Below are 16,177 nucleotides of genomic sequence, written 5' to 3'. Positions count from 1 at the left end.
CATCCGAGACCTTTTGGATTTCGGCTCTGCCAATCACTCTAGTAGCCCGATCTTTTCATCTTTTATAATCTTCAAAGTTTAGCGCTGACGTTTATCTTCGTTAAGAACCGCATCAATCACTCTCACCTCGTAAGGCTCTAGGTTCAGGGTGATTGTATCTCCTTTGCCTACTACAACTTTGCTGTCCGTTACTTTGGCATCGTAAAAGTTAAAACTCGTCTCATTCCCAAGAGGGATTTCGAACAGTTTGGAAGCTTCCCCAATAAACGTTTTTTTGTCCCCCGAAGGATTACGAACGGTGAGTACTGCTTTACCCGATGACCAGGCAGCAAAACCATACACCTCATTTTTTATGGGATCTCCCCCAACCCAGTGCACATCCTGCAGGATGTGTGCGTTGCTTCTCGCCCATTTTGCAGCATCAGCCAGAACATCCCAATTCTGTGTAGTCAGTTTGTTCGGATTTATATAAAGCTCCTGAAGACTGGTTCCGGTGCCAAAGAATGACCATATCTCATCTGAGATTTCTTTACTACTAAACCCGAATGCTCCCGGAGGGCCGTTTTCTGCTATACAAATTCCATGAAGCATTACAGCGTTCAGAGGAAATAGCGGTGCTCGTTTAACTACATTTTTATAGGTTTCAGAGTCACGATAAGTTATCCATTGCTGTCTGCCAGAACCCGTGCCAGCTGTATGGGTATCAAGTCCGGCCCTCCATATCACGTCACCGAAGTTCAGCCAGTACACCGAAGGCCATGTTCCTACCGTCATGCTCAAATACAGGTCAGGGTTTACCTTCCGCATACCCTGAGTAAGCTTTAACATTGCCTCAATATCTTTCTGGTAAGTAACACTCGCTCCGTCAGCGCCGTTACCGGCTCCTATACCGTCGAATTTGAACAAAGACACCTTGTACTTTTCCATGAAATCCTGTGCTACGCCTTTAAAGCGATTAAAATATACTGGTCCTGACAAAGAAAAGCCGTTTGCATTTGTCTCAAAGGGAGGGCTCTGCCTTCTTCCGTACTCCAGCCGTTGTCTTTGGTCTTCCATGTATCCTCCCCAGGGAGAGATCCATACCCCCAGTCTGGTGTTAAAGCCCGCCGCCTTTTTGGCCATGGCGGAGAAGCCCGCAGGAAAGTTCTTATTAAACATCCAAAGCGTCTGATTATCATCCCATCCGTCGTCGAACAAGAAAGCTTCCATTTTAACATTTCGTTTCAAGATCAGGCTGTCTCCAAACATTTGGATGCGGCCCAAACAGGAGGCTTCATCAAGCTTGCGGTCTATCCAGGACAGGTCGTACCAGGAGTTATAATGCAGGTTCTGGCGGTACGGCGCAGTCCGCTCCCTTTCCACATAATGCAAAAATCCGCGCCTCAGCTGGCCTTGAGGAGTGGTTCCCCATACCGTTGAGGCTGTAAAAGGATTTGTTGCAGCAAGAGGTTCCAATCGCGGTAAGTAAGATGAATGGCTGGTGGTGTCCTTCTCGTATTGGGCCATCGGATCTTCAATGGCAAAGAACATATTATCTACCACGATGGGCGACCCGTCCACTTCCCCATACTTACTTGCACCTCGCTTTAAAGGCAGTTTTAAAAGCGTAATCTTATCAATCGGCACTGCATCCTCAGCATTGAATGTAAACGTCTGGCGGATATAATTGGATCCATCTTTTAACGCTACCTCCCATTGTACATTCAGGCCTGAAGTTCTTTCCACTAACTTCACTGAAAACCCAACTCCGTTCACTCTGTCCGAATACCTCAATGCGCCTTCATTGGCGGGAAATTTATGCCGCCGGATTTCAGAAAATTCAAAATCGCCAGAGCTTAGCAGCTTGCCGCTCTTTAGTTTTATTTCAAACAGTTGCATCCTTTCCAGAGACACTCCAGCTCCCGCTTCCTTATCCAGGAAGCGACCCGAAGCAATCTTTGCCCCCTGTTTAACCCAGGTAACCTGAAGAGATCTGTTTTCTACAACAAATTGATCTTTCTTAAACTTTAACACGGCTTTTCCGGGATTTATACCCGGATATTCAATTTGTGCAAGACCCTGAAACCAGGTAAAAAAGCACAAGGCAAGTACGATAGAATTTATGTTCATTAATAAAATATTTGCTCGGGAATCCTTACTTTACGAAAGGCCAACCCTTTTTATATGTGATACCTTTTACGAGGAAAACCCGGGTATTATAATCCTGTTCAGCCGGGTTTCTGTGTACAGGAATTGCATGGTAAGCTATATAAGCCTTCCCCTTTTGATCCCTGAAGATAGAGTTGTGCCCCGGCGCAAGCCATCTCTCATCTTTTTCCAATATAACACTGCTCGTAACACCCTTACTTTTAGCCATACTGACAAAGGGGCCCAATGCCGACTCAGACTTGGCCACCAGCACCGCATAATTGGCCTGAGGACCGCAACAATTGTCACCAGAATAGTATAGATAATAGCTCCCCTTATGATAGTCTATCCATGCGCCTTCGATGAGCCTGTCATAGGTATTTTCCTGGTAGGGATGTATCAGAAACACAGGCTCACTGCCTTGGGCAAAGCTTTTCCAATCGTCAGCGAGTTCCTGAACGCGAATAGGTTCATGACCAGAACCCCAGTAAAGCAGCTTCTTTCCGCTTTTTGGATCAATAAAAGCAAAGGGGTCTATATTTACAAATCCGGTTCCGCAGATAAGCGGACTTCCTTTATCGGTGAACGGTCCGATGGGAGTATCAGAAAAGGCCACGCCCAGACACTTCCCCGTATTTTCTCCTTTTTCGCCTGAGTAAAACAAAATGTATTTATTAATATGAGGATCAAAAAGTACATGAGGGGCCCAAAAGTCCTTAGTTGCCCAGGTCGGTTTTTGAGGTAATGCGTCTCCGGCGATTTCCCACACTTGCAGATTTTTGGAAACAGCGACCGGAATATTATAGCTTTTACCATTTATTGCCCCGTTAGTTGCGTAAGCGTAATAGGTGTCACCCACCCGGATAATGGTGGGATCGGGGAAATTCACGTTAAATACCGGGTTGGAGATCTTCTCCTGACCATAGCATGGCGTGAGGGGCAGAAGTGTCTCTAACAGTATATTTACCGATATCAGGAAAAGGAAGAAATTACGGTATATCAGATTCATTATATATGGAAACTATTATTAAGTAGCTGGCTTATTAGTAAGCAGAATTCAGGAAGGAAAAACTCCCGGCCTCCACATCAAAGACATCTTTCTGGCTGGCATCTTTTGTTTTTTTCAGATTAATGATCGCCGTTTTTCTGGGTGTGACGGTAGCTGAAGTATTATGTGTATGAAATACATAAGAAAGATTACCGTCTTTACCCTTCACAATATCGCCATGGCCGCTGCCTGCATGACCCGTAACGGATTGGTGAATAATGGGATTCCCTGTATACCGGGTCCATGGTCCGTTAACATTCTCACTAACAGCATATCCTACCGCATAATCCTTGTGTCTGAAATCATTAGCTGAATAAAACAGGTAGTAGAGCCCCTGATCTTTAATCACGGTAGGGCCTTCGGCCACCCGGCCCGCTGCGGTGTTTACATGCTCCCAGGTGCCCGGTGTGGCCGTGATACATTCTGTATTGGTGCCAGTCTTCATAGCCGAATAGTCAGCCTCCATCTCGGCCACCCAGATGCGATTACCGCCTCCCAGACGCACATGGTACAGATACTTTTTACCATCGTCGTTTATAAAAATGAAGGGATCTATCAGCCCATAGGAAGAGACCAGGGCAGCCTTCACCTGCTGCCTGAATGGGCCATTGGGTTTGCTGCTCTCAGCAATTGCAATCTTTTCATTGGCGGTGTAGGCCATATAGAACTTTCCATTGTCGGCCCAGACATGCGGAGCCCAGAAGCCCCAGTCTCCAAAGGCCTCACCCTTCTGTAAAGCATAGCCCCTGGGTGTCCATTGTTTCATATCGGTCGAGGTATAAACCAGGAAACCATTGTTGGCATTCTTATCATTTGTACCATAAAGATAGTAGGTACCTTCGTGGTAAAATATTGTAGGATCTGCCTGGAAAACGGGATTGACTGCTGCCGGATTTTCTGTTTCATCCGGCTCTGGATTCATCCCGGCATCCGGCCCCAAAGCTGGATTGTCGGATTTCTTTTCACAGCCAAGAGCTAGTAGAGACCCGAACAAAAAGAATATGATGGCTATATTCAACGAAATTTTTATTTTCATATCATTAGATTGAAAAGTAGACTAAGGTTTTTTGTTAGTTCTTGAGGTTATTTCCTTTATCAGTCTTGTTTCTTCCACTTGATAAGGCCTCCCATCGCGATGAAATATCTCGTGAAACCATAAAACAGGGTCGCCAGTATATTTCTTGTCCCAGCTATCCCAAGGCATCTTGGTTTGTGTTTTGCCATCTACCAACCCCCAGTTATAAGCACCTACCCGGTACTTCTGCGCTATAGGCAGTGAGCTTTGAAAGGTACTTTTGTTCCCACGAGCCATATATTCAGTGCAAATTATCGGGCGACCATAGCGCTGTAACCACACGATCCTTTTTTCAAATTCGTCCCCGCTGTCGTAATTATGAAAGGTAATAATATCCGATTCTTCCAGCTGCAACTTATCTATGGCTTTGAGTTTCGCATCCGACGACCAGTCTCCCTGCCATACACCTGAAGTCAGCGGTTGGGAAGGATCCATTGTGCGAGCCCATACAAATGTTTTTTGTAGCAGGGGAAGTACATAATCTACCTTATTAGGTAATTCTACTCTTCCGTAAGAACTGTTATTCGTATTGTCAGGCTCGTTCCATACGTCCCAGCCTAAAATGCGTTTGTCTTTTCTGAAAGTACGAACCACTCCTTTTACATAGCGCTCCAACCGCGGGTACTGAGTAGAGTCTTTTAGGGCACTCAGCCCGGGACTCTGCACCCACCCCGAATTATGAACAAAAGGTGCAGGCTCACGCTGTTTTCCCAATTTTGGAAAGGGATCCCAACATGAGTCAAACAAAACAAAAAGGGGCTTGATCTTATGCTTGTGTGAAATTTCTAAAAAGGTGTTCATTCGCTCCACAAAACCTGTAGAGTCCTGCTCCCATAATAGATCATGCAGGTAAACCCGCATGGTATTCATTCCGATGGATTGAGCCATGCCAAGCTCCCTGTTGATAGTAGCGGTATCGAAAGAAGCAGCTTGCCACATTTCCAGTTGGTTGATTGCTGTACTCGGAATAAAATTTGCCCCCACCAGCCAGTTCTGCGAGGCATACCAGTCCTTTGCTTTTTCTTTGCTCCAGATGGAACGCCCGGTCGTTTGGGCCGGTTTCTGTATAGAGCAATTTTGGAGCAATAATCCTGTAACCAGCAGGAGAAATATGTTGGTCCTTAATAGTTTCATTGTGTTTGGTTTTGTTAGTTAGTATAAAGGTTGTCTTTAAATTGATAGTCACCAGATGGTTTGCTGGCTTTTACTTCAAGATATCTTCCACCTCCCGCATCGAAATAATGAAGGCGGATCTTGTGAAAGCCTTTGCGCAGGGGAACAAGTCCGGAAGCCTCGGTTACTGCATGCTCTCCGTCATTTTCGATGATCGGCTCATCGTCTATATAGAGTACGGCACCATCGTCTGATATAACTTTGAAGGTATACATATTATCCTCAGGAACTTCTAAATAGCCTTCGCATATAAGATACAGCGTCTTCTTACTTGCTAGTGGCCGCAGGTCGAAGTCTTGAAGAACACCTGAAGAGTCAACCTTTTCTATCCGTATATCTTTCGCCTGAGCAAACTTATTAGCCGCGGTTTTGAAGGAAATGCCCCTTTTGCTGGGCTTAACCGGAACTCCCGGCTTATAAGGCTTTTTATTATAAGTAGCCGTATAAACTCCACTTTTACGCCCCGATTGCAACACAATAAGGGCCTTTACTATTACTGGTACATCATCTTTCAGATTTAATGTAAAGGGTGCCTCGTAGCGGCTGCTTCCGTTGTTAGGATCAGACCCGTCAAGAGTATAATAGGTTGTGGCGCCCGCTACAGATGGTTCCAAAACTACCTCCGTGGTCGATTCAACAGTTACCAGATCTTTGAAGTTTTTCGGTTCAGGGATCCGGAAATTAAGCTTCTCTTTATCCAATGCCTGCAAACGCATTTTAAGTTTTTCCAGGAACCGTTCATAATTCTTTGCTGACGCTGGCGACCAGGACACTTCTGACACCGCCAGTGCCCTCGGATAGGTCATATAATCAGAGTGACTTCCTTCCCTGATATTTTCGCCCCAAACATTACCCTGGATCCCCTTAATGTATTTTTGCTCTTCGTCCGTCAGTGAATCGGATAAGGGCTCGTAACTGTATACTTTGCTTAAAGGCAAAAAAGCTGGAAAAGCTGGTGGTTCAGACTTTGGATTACCCTGATTGTAATCCAGATACAAGTAAGTATAGGGGCTCATGATAACGTCGTGGTGCTGACGGGCCGCTGCTATCCCCCCACTTTCCCCCCGCCAACTCATTACTGTAGCATTCGGCGCTAAACCACCTTCCAGGATCTCATCCCAGCCAATGATTTTGCGTCCTTTGCTGTTTACAAATTTTTCCATACGTTGAACAAAATAGCTTTGAAGCTCATGCTCATCCTTGAGGCCCTCCTCTTTTATTCTTTTCTGGCAGTTCAAGCAAGCCATCCATCGATCTTTGGGCGTTTCATCTCCTCCAATATGAATGTATTCACTGGGGAAAAGGGCCATCACTTCGCTTAGTACATCTTCAAGGAAGTCAAACGTAGATTCTTTACCAGGGCAATAAACATCATTGCTTATTCCGCCGTACCGGGCCACCTCATAGGGGCCTTCCGTGCATCCCAGGTGAGGATACGATGCCAGAGCTGCATTAGAATGACCAGGCATTTCAACCTCGGGTATTACGGTGATATGTCTTGCAGCGGCGTACGCGATCATCTCACGGATCTCGGCCTGTGTGTAATAGCCCCCATATTTACCATCTTTTATAAAGGGCGAGTTTTTCACATTATCTACTGGTTCACGCCAGGCACCTATAGTCTGAAGTTTGGGATACTTCTTTATCTCGAGTCGCCAACCCTGGTCATCCGTTAGATGCCAGTGAAAACGGTTAAATTTAAAATGCGCCATTACATCAAGGAACTTTTTCACATATGCAATGGAAAAAAAGTGGCGGCTGACGTCGAGCATCAATCCTCGGTAGCCAAAACGTGGCTGGTCATTGATTAAAGCCGCCGGAATGGCTGGTTCTTTCGTCACAGCCGGAGGTACTAATTGTTCGAGAGTTTGCACTCCGTAAAATAATCCGGCAGGATCCCCCGACAAGCGGAGCTGCTTGTTCTCAATCAATAAGCTATATCCCTCTGGCTGCCCTGAAGATTTTTCTCTGAACAGGATATTCCCGGGAAAAGAGCTGGCATTTTTTGCAGGCTTTAACTTCAGTTTGAAGCGATAGTTACTCAGAAGAAACTCGTTGAACAGCTCTGCAGCTATTTTTGCCCCTTCCCCTGAATAGTAGATCACCTTTTTTTCAGAAATATTAAAACTTCCCTCAGACAAGTGCATTTCAGCCGGCTCCGGTATCAAAGCCACTTTAATCTTTACCTGACCAACAGCCCCTATCCCACCAACAAGACTAAGAAGAAAAATAAGCAAGATACTTTGAGCGGCAGAACCGCTCAAAATAAAATATTGCTTATAAAAAATGCCGGAAACGCATGATCTTTTTATATCGATATTTCTCATTCCTAATAAGTATAGACGACAAATTCTGAGAGGAAGGATAATCCCTGAAGCCCCTCCAACATCGTTAGCCTGATATTTTTTATATATTGCTTTTCTATTTGATAATACTGATAGCCTTTGTTGGCTGGGTCAAAACGCAAGTCGTCACCTATAACAAACCAGTTAGTTCCATCCAAGCTTCCCTCTAATTTGAACTTAGTAAATCCCCTTGGATTGTTCTGACGCGGAGCCATGGCTATCTTTGTAACATACTGTGGATTTATCATATCGAAACTTAGCCAGTGCGGATAAGTGGTCTCCGGCCAAGGGTCATAACGGGCATGCCATATTGTATTCAAATCCCTATCCAGAACGGCTGAAGCACGTCCTGTGTTCTCACCTGGCACTTGTTCAGATGAAGCAGTAGCTATCCAGCCGGTAGTGTTCGCAGGCTTTTCTTGGAGTTTTGAAGCAACGATTAAGAGCGTTTTTGCACCTGGACTTACAGTATAACCCGAAGCCTTTTCAATACTAAGGGCCAGGAGATAACTTTTTGAAGGATTAAATTCGCGGGATTTGTACTTCAGAGTAGCAATATCAGAATACGTTTCACCTTTCGGAATTGTCAGATCCAACTTGTCAAGAGTATAAGAACTGGAAGGAAAGCGTTCATATAGTTCCTCTCCATTAATTCTTCGGCTATCATTTATACTATCAAAGACGCGACGGTCTTCCACAAAAGATACGTTAATATCATTTGCGGGCAGTCCAAGTGCGCCAAAACCGACACCAAACTTGTATATACGTTCTTCATCAGTATAAGGGAATATACTTAGGTTCTGTACACCTGTATTCGCCTTTGAAACGAATACCATTGCCCCCTCTTTAGAGTCGGTTAACACTTCATATGGAGGTGTATCTTTATTGCAGGCAAAAAAGCCCACTGTAGTACCGAGCAAAAGAAAAAATATTAGCTTATGCATCTCTTTATTGTTATGTAAGTTTATACTAGTGTATGATTTGGTCAATCCTGTCTTCAGGAACAGTGTAGAAAATCTGTTTTAGTAGCCAGGAAACTGGACAAGACTTTTATTTCTATCCATCTCATTTTGCCCGTACGGCAAAAAGTAAAATCGGCGCTGCCATGCAGCCCTGCTGAAAGCTACCGTACGGATATGAAAGGCTGGATCAGATAATGAGGTACCAGCATCCATATTCATTCCGTAAAATACACCTCCCTGGTCAGATCCCGGCTTGTCTGCTATCTTCCATCTCCGGACATCGAAATACCGGTGTCCTTCAAAACAAAGTTCAATCCGCCGCTCCAGGCGAATCTCATCACGCAGCCTAACCTGATCCACCGTCTGAATCTCTGGCAAACCACCTCGAGTTCGAACCCGGTTTAAATAGCGGAGAATATCAGGGTTGGTAGGATCAGCTTCATTTAGTGCTTCGGCATAATTAAGATACAACTCCGCTAGGCGTATAACCATAGTTGGACGACCAATACTAGAATAAGGATCCTTACTATACGTAGGAGGAATATTTTTCCTCGCCGTATATCCTGTCTTAGGCCAATCTCTCGGAGCGCCGGCTTTTCCTGAACTGCCTGTGTTGAAAAACTCAACGCGTGCATTCTCTGCTCCGGCTTTGGCAACTCCGGGATTCACTGCCCCATTAAATGTCACATCAACGTAAAACCGCGCTTCACGATTTGTGTACATACTGTTGGTTCCTGCAACATAATAAGGGCTTGCCATTGTGGTGTATTCATTTTCCCGGTAGTTTGCATTCGCATTGATAGACGAACCATCATTCATCCTGAAATCGTCTACCAGTCGCTGAACTACTGCATGTCCATTGAAGGCGGTTCCCTGAATGGAGCGGGGTGCGCTTGTTCTTTCCCACAGCTCATAACCACTTTGAGGTCTTAACCAGATGCCTTCTGTTTTACAACCATTCCAGAATAAGTCTCTGCAAGAAAGAAATGCTGCTCTAAACAGGTTTGGATCATTAACCTGATACAATGCTCGACCCTGTATTTCAGCGATATCTATTGCGGCTTTTGCAGCCTCAGCTGCAACGACCCAACGATCCCTGTCATACACCTGGTTTATCAGGTGTTTCCCATCCAGGTTCCTGAAATCGCCCATATCTGTATTGCCATTGTATAAAGGGCTTGCATGGTACAGCAGAATCTGTGACTCGACAGCTGCAGCTATTATCTTGTTAATTCTTCCAGTTTGGGCTTTATCAAGCTCGGCAGTGCTCCCAGGCAGATAGTTATCTACTGGTAAGTTGTTTTTCGCCTCACGGATCTCTTTTAAAACAAACTCCACACATTCATCCCAGCTGCTCCTCGGGATCTGTAGGTCATCAGTGGGACTAATGGATTTCAGCGGTACAATTACTACAGGCCCCAGTTCCTTCATCATTAACCAATAATAATATGCACGCAAAAATTGAGCTTCGCCCTTATACTGCTTAATTAAGTCTCTACCATTATCGAGGGCTAAAATTTCTGTATTTCTGTCAACGTTCTCCAAAAAGATGGAGGCTAACCGGATGTTCTGATAATAGGAAGTAAACCGGGATGGCGTGTTAACCGCATTCAAAGCCCCACTATTGATTAGCGGAGTATTCCAGTTACCAGCATCAAGTTCATCCGTTGTGGTGGAGAAAACATAGACAAAGTTATCTATATTCCAATGATCTGGTATAAACGAGTATAAACCTGCAAGCCATCTTTCCGTTTGTCCACGGTTAGAAAAAACTTTGTCGATCGTTACAAAATTATCCGGTTGAGTATCGAAATATTCCTTTCGGCAACCGCTCAAAAGGGTTATGATTGCTATTATATATACCGTAGTTATATTCGTTTTCTTTTTCATACTGATCTCTTATTGAAAATTAACGCGTACACCAAGATTGTAGGCAGTAATGTTAGGATAAGCGGCTCCACGGCCATCTCCAAGTTCCGGATCCCAAAACTTCCAGGGAGAAAGGGTAAATAAATTAGTTCCATTGAGAAACATCCTGATCTTTTTTATATGCCCTTTTTCAAAAAAGGCATTGTTACTGAATGTATAACCTATCTCCGCTTGTTTAAGTCTCAAATAGTCCGCGCGCTTAATCCACCATGTACTTGTATAATAGTTAGTAGTAACATCCTGATTTGTAGATAGACGGGGGTAAAACGGTCTTACATTTGGGGTTCCGGGCGTCCAATGGTCAAGGATCATTGTATACATGTTACCATAGGTTGGTCCATTGCTAAATGGAGTAGTTGCATACCCTCCGGAGTAATTGAAGTCAACCATGCCAACTCCCTGAAAGAAAAGGCTCATATCAAAGCCCTTAAATCCTCCTCCTAAACTAAGACCGTAAACTATCCGCGGCACCGATCCATAACCTATACCCGTTTCATCGTTGCCATTTATGATGCCGTCGCCATTCAGATCTTTGTAACGAATATCGCCTGGGCGAACGTCGCCGGATTGTAAAGCGGCCTTTTCAATTTCATCTTCATTTTCGAACAACCCTGTGGCTATATAGCCAAAACGCTGACTGATAGGCTTCCCGACCCTGTTCAAATACGGATAATTATAAGGCGGTAGCCCATCATACACTGCAAGGTTTTTATTATAGTTAAAGACCCCCCTAAAGGAAATAAAATTGCTGTTCGTCCAGTTTTTGTTATAATCTAGCGTTATATCTATCCCTTTATTTTTTGTTTTTCCGATATTATTAAAGGGAATATTCCCTATAGTAAATCCTGAGCTATAGGGAATGACATAGTTTGGCATTAAAATACCTTCCCGGTTTTCTTTAAATAACTCTACAACCAGCTGAATATTTCTGAAGAAAGTTGCTTCGACACCAAGGTTCTGTCTATAGGAGGTCTCCCAGTGGACGTCTCCCCCAATCCGTGTTTCACCCAACCCAGTGTACCACGTTGTTGAGCCCGGATCTCCAAAAACATAACCACCCTGATCTCCCAAGGTCGTCAGATACAAAAACCGATTTTCTGGAGAATTGACCGCAGCGTTGCCCGACAGCCCGTAGCTGTATCGTAATTTGAAAAATGTTAGATACGGGCTAATAGGTTCAAAGAATTTCTCGTTCGACAAGACCCACCCAGCTCCGAATGAGGGAAAGAAACCATATCGTTTGCTCTCGATAAAATTGTCAGACCCCGAGTAAGAAAAATTTGCCTCAGCGAGATATTTGCTATTGAAGCCGTATGTCAGCCTTCCAACGAAATTCCGCTGACGGTAAGGTATAGCCGCGGTGTATGAGCCCGCATTGGCGTCACTAAAATCTGACTGATTCACTAATAATAAACCCGACACGTCGTGAAGACCAAAATTCCGGTTGTAATTTATCCCCGCTTCAGAATATAGCCTCCTGTCGACAAAACGCGAAATGCCAAATTGCAAAGCGTCATTACCCCTTTCAGCTATTCCGGTGACAAGACGGTTCTGCGCATCTCTCCCACTTGCATAATAGGTTTGCAAGGTCCGTGCTCTGGTTAAAGAGCGGCTCATGTTCACGTCGAACGCAAACAGACCTGTAACACTCAGACCTTTCAGGAGCATTTTTAAGTCCTGTGTTCCTCTGATGTTGGAACGAACCGTTGTATATTGCCCATTGGTAACCCCTGATTGAGTTAAGGCCATTAGTGGACTTATTTGAGTACCTGGCAGCTGAGGCCATTGTCCGTTTGAATACCTTGGTGGAATTACGTGCGGAGAAGAGCTCGTAGCCAAAGAAAACAACTCGTTGACTCCATAGGCGGGACCATTAACATTCGAAAGAAATCCATTAATTCCAAGATCCAGCTTTGTGGTATTAGTAAGATTAACGTTAATGTTGTTGGTGAAATTAAACCTGTCCAACTTCAACGACGAATTGTAGGCTTCAATATCATCCGTTTTAAACTGCCCCGATTCACCGAAGTAGCCAGCAGATATATAATAGTTGGCGTTCTCCGAGCCTCCGTTTACATTTAATGTTGCCCTCGAGTTCTGGCCGAAATCACTAAAAAGCACGTCGTACCAATTTACGTCCGGATATAAATCCTGATCAACGCCCGAGCGGTGTTTCTCTATCCGTTCTTCGGTATACAAAGGTGACCTTCCCCTCATTGTTAGACCTTTGTTATAAAGCGTCATGAAGTCCGGGCCGTTGATAAACTCTGGAAGAGCTGTAAATTTGCTGACGCCCTGGTTAATTTCTGCGTTTATTACCGGCTTTCCAACTTTTCCCCGTTTTGTAGTGATTAAAATAACACCATTTGCACCTCTTGTTCCATAAACAGCGGTTGCGGTGGCATCTTTTAATACAGTAAAATTTGCGATATCCTCAGGATCTAAATTATTAATTGCCCGGTCAGGGACACCATCAACAACTAATAAGGGCCCCTGAGGGCTCGAAGCAAAAGTACTAATACCACGAACAAAGAGCGAACTGGTTTCGCTACCGGGGGCGGCACCACGCTGAGTAGCTACAATGCCAGATATCCTGCCGGCTAGCACGGTTGTCAGATCCCTTACTGGCCCCTTTAATACTGATGGTTCGATACTCGACTGCGAGCCTACTGAACTTTGTTTTTTTTGAGTTCCGTATCCAACTATCACTACCTCGTTTAACTTCCTTTGTGCCTCATCGGGTAAAAGCCTTACATTAATGGTACGGTTATTTCCTATCCTTATAGATTGAGTAGTAAAACCGATGAAAGATACTTGTATTGAATCGTCTTCATCTTGCACCTCTAGCATAAATTTCCCCAGGATATCCGTCAGAACTGCCTTATTAGTTCGCTTGATTTTTACCGATGCGCTGGGGAGCGGCTCGCCCTCTTCATCTGTCACAGTACCGGACAACACCCAGCTCACAGCTCTCGTCCTACTTATCTCTTCCTTGTTTTTTATAAGAATTACCTTATCGATGACATCATACGTGAAAGGCTGATTGGCAAAACATTTTTCTAAGGCATCCTTTAACTGAATTTTATGGACATTTATAGTTACTGCTCTGGCACTGCTTAAAAAGTTCGATTTGTAAAAAAATTCATATCCTGTTTGCTTGCTTATTTTTTTTAAAATGATTTCCAACGGCGCATCTTTCGCGGAAAGGCTTACCTCCTGTGAAAAAACTGACGCTGTTACCTGTAGACTTATTACAGTGATCAAAAAAACGGTTAGTTTCATAACTAAGAATGGTCGAAAAGAATTAAAGTGGGGCGTCGCCGGAGGTGTTACCTGACAGGCGTTAATTTCCTTCTCATGAATGTTTAAATTCATACATTTGCTGTAATGAGGTTAATATTTGATTATTTCGCTGATGATCGTAATTTCCTTGTTTCTTCCGGAGCGCGGGAACGCTCCGGAGTCTTTTATACGTCTACTTATTTTTCCATATAAACACCCCTTCCTTTAATTTTAAATTTTATACCACTGGTGATTTCCATTACTTTTAAGACCTTAGACAAACTTGAACTACGGGAAATTTTGGCGTTGAACATCATCAATGGCTGGTCGCTTACCTCTTTAAATTCTATGTCGTACCACCGTTCCAATTGTTTAATTACCGTTGTGAGAGGTGTATCATCGAATATGAAAAAGCCATCTTTCCAGGCAAGCACCTCATCAATATTTTCAATTTCCTTAGTCCTTATTACTGATAATGCAGGCGACACAATAGATTGCTGGCCCGGCTTAAGAACTTTTTCGCTCTTACCTGCTTGAATCCTCACACTTCCCTCTACCAGTGTTGTCCGGGTTAATCCATCATCCTGATAGTCGTTGACATTAAAATGGGTGCCTAATACTTCGATTACCTGATTGTTTGAAATGACAGAAAAAGGCCGGTTAGCATCTTTTGCAACTTCAAAATAAGTCTCTCCGGTAACCTCAACTTCTCTTTTGGCAGTCGAAAAAACGACAGGAAAACGGGCAGAAGAGCCTGAATTCAACCAGATCTTAGTCCCATCCGGCAAAATTACCTGGTATTGTCCGCCCCTGGGTGTTTCTATAGTGTTAAAAGCAGCTGTTTTGTCAATCCCTGCCTGACCCGATAGAGTATAAATCAGCTGGTTATTTTCGCCTCGTGTAATAATTACCCCTGACTCTTCTGCGAGTTTTCTACTCGCAGCATCCATGATCCCCTTGCCAGTGGAAAGAAAAATCCGCTTTCCGTTTGCAAGCGTCAGTATTGCTTTGTTATTTCCTGGTTGAACATCGTCTTGAACGTATAGTTGCTTTTTAGCTGTTGGCTTATAACCGTAATAGAAGAACATTGCGCCTATCAGGAAAATAACACAAGCTGCGATTCCAACTTGCGGCCACAATGGGTATCGTCTAGGAGCACTTGAAATATTGGGCTCTGCTCCTTCGTAGATTTTTTTTGTCAGCTCTCCATAAATTTCATTTTTAATCAATCTATGCTGCTCAACACTCAGTTTAGAAGAAAAACTATCTTTAAGTCCGAAAGACTCATAGTAGGCATTCAGAAATCTGATTTCTTCTAATGAAGCCTTTCCATTCTGAAATTTTTCAAGTATTTCGAAGAAAAACTTCTTTTTTAGTTCATCCATCTATTGACGTGTTTTTATACACGTATCACAAGTCAACGTTTTGCCCAGCGACATTGAATATTTTCTAAAAAATTATATTTCTGTAATGACTAGAGCGATCTGGAGTAGGGTGATGGCTGTTTTTATCTTTAATAGTGCCCTTCCAAGATGATTTCGCACCGTTTTGGGAGAGAGATTAAGTAGTCTGGCAATCTCGTTAGGACTTAGATCTTCTGCATACCGCATATTAAAAATGATGCGTTGCTGTTGGGGTAAGGCTTTGATCAGGGCTTGATATGAATCTGACAATTCTTGCCTAAGAAGCTTGGCATCTGAATGGTCACCATGACCTTCCAGTTCCAAAAATATTTCACTAAGGGGTTTGAGGCGCTGTTGCTTTTTCAGAATACTGAAAACCTGATTTTTTGTTACCGAGGTTAGCCATGCCGGAAGATTTAAAATTTCTATAGTCCCCGCTTTTGCCCAAAGGCAAGCAAACACTTCCTGAACTACATCTTTGGATAGGTCATAATCATCGAGGCGCTTAAAAGCGTCATCAAGAACATCAGACCAATATCTTTCATACAAAATCGTGAACGCCTTATGGTTTCCGTTTCTCAGATCCTGTAACAGTTTCTCATCGTATTTAGTATGTTGTTTTCCGGAAAGCATTTAGATTACATGAGGCAAGTTAACAAAATAATTACATTAAAATAATAGTCATTTACAAGAATTTTGAGTAAATAAGTCGCTCACACCTGCAAGGCATGGGCTCAACAAAGGGCAATCTTACAACATACAAGATTTTCCTGCGCCTAGCATCTCAAGCGACATCTGAAAGGGGCTAACATTCTACGACAAATAGTATTTAG

10 protein-coding genes are annotated in these 16,177 nt (G+C 43.7%); all 10 read right to left on the bottom strand.

Annotation, left to right across the window (positions count from 1 at the left end; all coding sequences use genetic code 11):
• Positions 1 to 78: 78 nt before the first annotated feature.
• Complete coding sequence (locus J3P37_RS02165) at positions 79 to 2,109, bottom strand: alpha-amylase family protein (RefSeq protein ID WP_256009350.1); 2,031 nt, start codon at positions 2,107 to 2,109, stop codon at positions 79 to 81.
• 25 nt (positions 2,110 to 2,134) lie between these two features.
• Positions 2,135 to 3,136 carry a glycoside hydrolase family 43 protein gene (locus tag J3P37_RS02160; RefSeq protein ID WP_256009349.1) on the bottom strand — a complete coding sequence of 334 codons (1,002 nt, stop codon included), beginning with the start codon at positions 3,134 to 3,136 and terminating at the stop codon, positions 2,135 to 2,137.
• A 34-nt stretch (positions 3,137 to 3,170) separates the two neighbouring features.
• Entirely contained in the window at positions 3,171 to 4,211 is a 1,041-nt protein-coding gene (locus J3P37_RS02155; RefSeq protein ID WP_256009348.1) for a glycoside hydrolase family 43 protein, read from the bottom strand.
• A 21-nt stretch (positions 4,212 to 4,232) separates the two neighbouring features.
• Entirely contained in the window at positions 4,233 to 5,384 is a 1,152-nt protein-coding gene (locus tag J3P37_RS02150; protein ID WP_256009347.1) for a cellulase family glycosylhydrolase, read from the bottom strand.
• 14 nt (positions 5,385 to 5,398) lie between these two features.
• Positions 5,399 to 7,750 carry a family 20 glycosylhydrolase gene (locus J3P37_RS02145; protein WP_256009346.1) on the bottom strand — a complete coding sequence of 784 codons (2,352 nt, stop codon included), beginning with the start codon at positions 7,748 to 7,750 and terminating at the stop codon, positions 5,399 to 5,401.
• Between the two features lie 2 nt (positions 7,751 to 7,752).
• Positions 7,753 to 8,712 carry a BT_3987 domain-containing protein gene (locus J3P37_RS02140; RefSeq protein ID WP_256009345.1) on the bottom strand — a complete coding sequence of 320 codons (960 nt, stop codon included), beginning with the start codon at positions 8,710 to 8,712 and terminating at the stop codon, positions 7,753 to 7,755.
• A gap of 78 nt (positions 8,713 to 8,790) precedes the next feature.
• Positions 8,791 to 10,620 (bottom strand): RagB/SusD family nutrient uptake outer membrane protein, encoded by a 1,830-nt coding sequence (locus J3P37_RS02135; RefSeq protein WP_256009344.1) that lies wholly within the window; start codon positions 10,618 to 10,620, stop codon positions 8,791 to 8,793.
• Positions 10,621 to 10,629: 9 nt separating this feature from the next.
• Positions 10,630 to 14,034 carry a TonB-dependent receptor gene (locus J3P37_RS02130; RefSeq protein ID WP_256009343.1) on the bottom strand — a complete coding sequence of 1,135 codons (3,405 nt, stop codon included), beginning with the start codon at positions 14,032 to 14,034 and terminating at the stop codon, positions 10,630 to 10,632.
• A 104-nt stretch (positions 14,035 to 14,138) separates the two neighbouring features.
• Positions 14,139 to 15,326, bottom strand: a complete 1,188-nt coding sequence (locus J3P37_RS02125; protein ID WP_256009342.1) for a FecR family protein — start codon at positions 15,324 to 15,326, stop codon at positions 14,139 to 14,141.
• Positions 15,327 to 15,398: 72 nt separating this feature from the next.
• Positions 15,399 to 15,977, bottom strand: coding sequence for an RNA polymerase sigma factor (locus tag J3P37_RS02120; RefSeq protein WP_256009341.1), 579 nt, complete (start codon positions 15,975 to 15,977; stop codon positions 15,399 to 15,401).
• Positions 15,978 to 16,177 lie beyond the last annotated feature (200 nt).

It is taken from the genome of Desertivirga xinjiangensis (genome assembly GCF_024436435.1).
Classification (GTDB): domain Bacteria; phylum Bacteroidota; class Bacteroidia; order Sphingobacteriales; family Sphingobacteriaceae; genus Desertivirga; species Desertivirga xinjiangensis.
Note: the sequence above shows the minus strand (reverse complement) of the source record. Positions and strands in the feature narration are given on the sequence as shown.

What these genes read in the sequence shown, in the direction of transcription:
- J3P37_RS02150 (WP_256009347.1), bottom strand. Translation starts at nt 5,384, where the DNA reads ATGAAACTATTAAGGACCAACATATTTCTCCTGCTGGTTACAGGATTA.
- J3P37_RS02120 (WP_256009341.1), bottom strand. Translation starts at nt 15,977, where the DNA reads ATGCTTTCCGGAAAACAACATACTAAATACGATGAGAAACTGTTACAG.
- J3P37_RS02160 (WP_256009349.1), bottom strand. Translation starts at nt 3,136, where the DNA reads ATGAATCTGATATACCGTAATTTCTTCCTTTTCCTGATATCGGTAAAT.
- J3P37_RS02145 (WP_256009346.1), bottom strand. Translation starts at nt 7,750, where the DNA reads ATGAGAAATATCGATATAAAAAGATCATGCGTTTCCGGCATTTTTTAT.
- J3P37_RS02135 (WP_256009344.1), bottom strand. Translation starts at nt 10,620, where the DNA reads ATGAAAAAGAAAACGAATATAACTACGGTATATATAATAGCAATCATA.
- J3P37_RS02165 (WP_256009350.1), bottom strand. Translation starts at nt 2,109, where the DNA reads ATGAACATAAATTCTATCGTACTTGCCTTGTGCTTTTTTACCTGGTTT.
- J3P37_RS02155 (WP_256009348.1), bottom strand. Translation starts at nt 4,211, where the DNA reads ATGAAAATAAAAATTTCGTTGAATATAGCCATCATATTCTTTTTGTTC.
- J3P37_RS02130 (WP_256009343.1), bottom strand. Translation starts at nt 14,034, where the DNA reads ATGAATTTAAACATTCATGAGAAGGAAATTAACGCCTGTCAGGTAACA.
- J3P37_RS02125 (WP_256009342.1), bottom strand. Translation starts at nt 15,326, where the DNA reads ATGGATGAACTAAAAAAGAAGTTTTTCTTCGAAATACTTGAAAAATTT.
- J3P37_RS02140 (WP_256009345.1), bottom strand. Translation starts at nt 8,712, where the DNA reads ATGCATAAGCTAATATTTTTTCTTTTGCTCGGTACTACAGTGGGCTTT.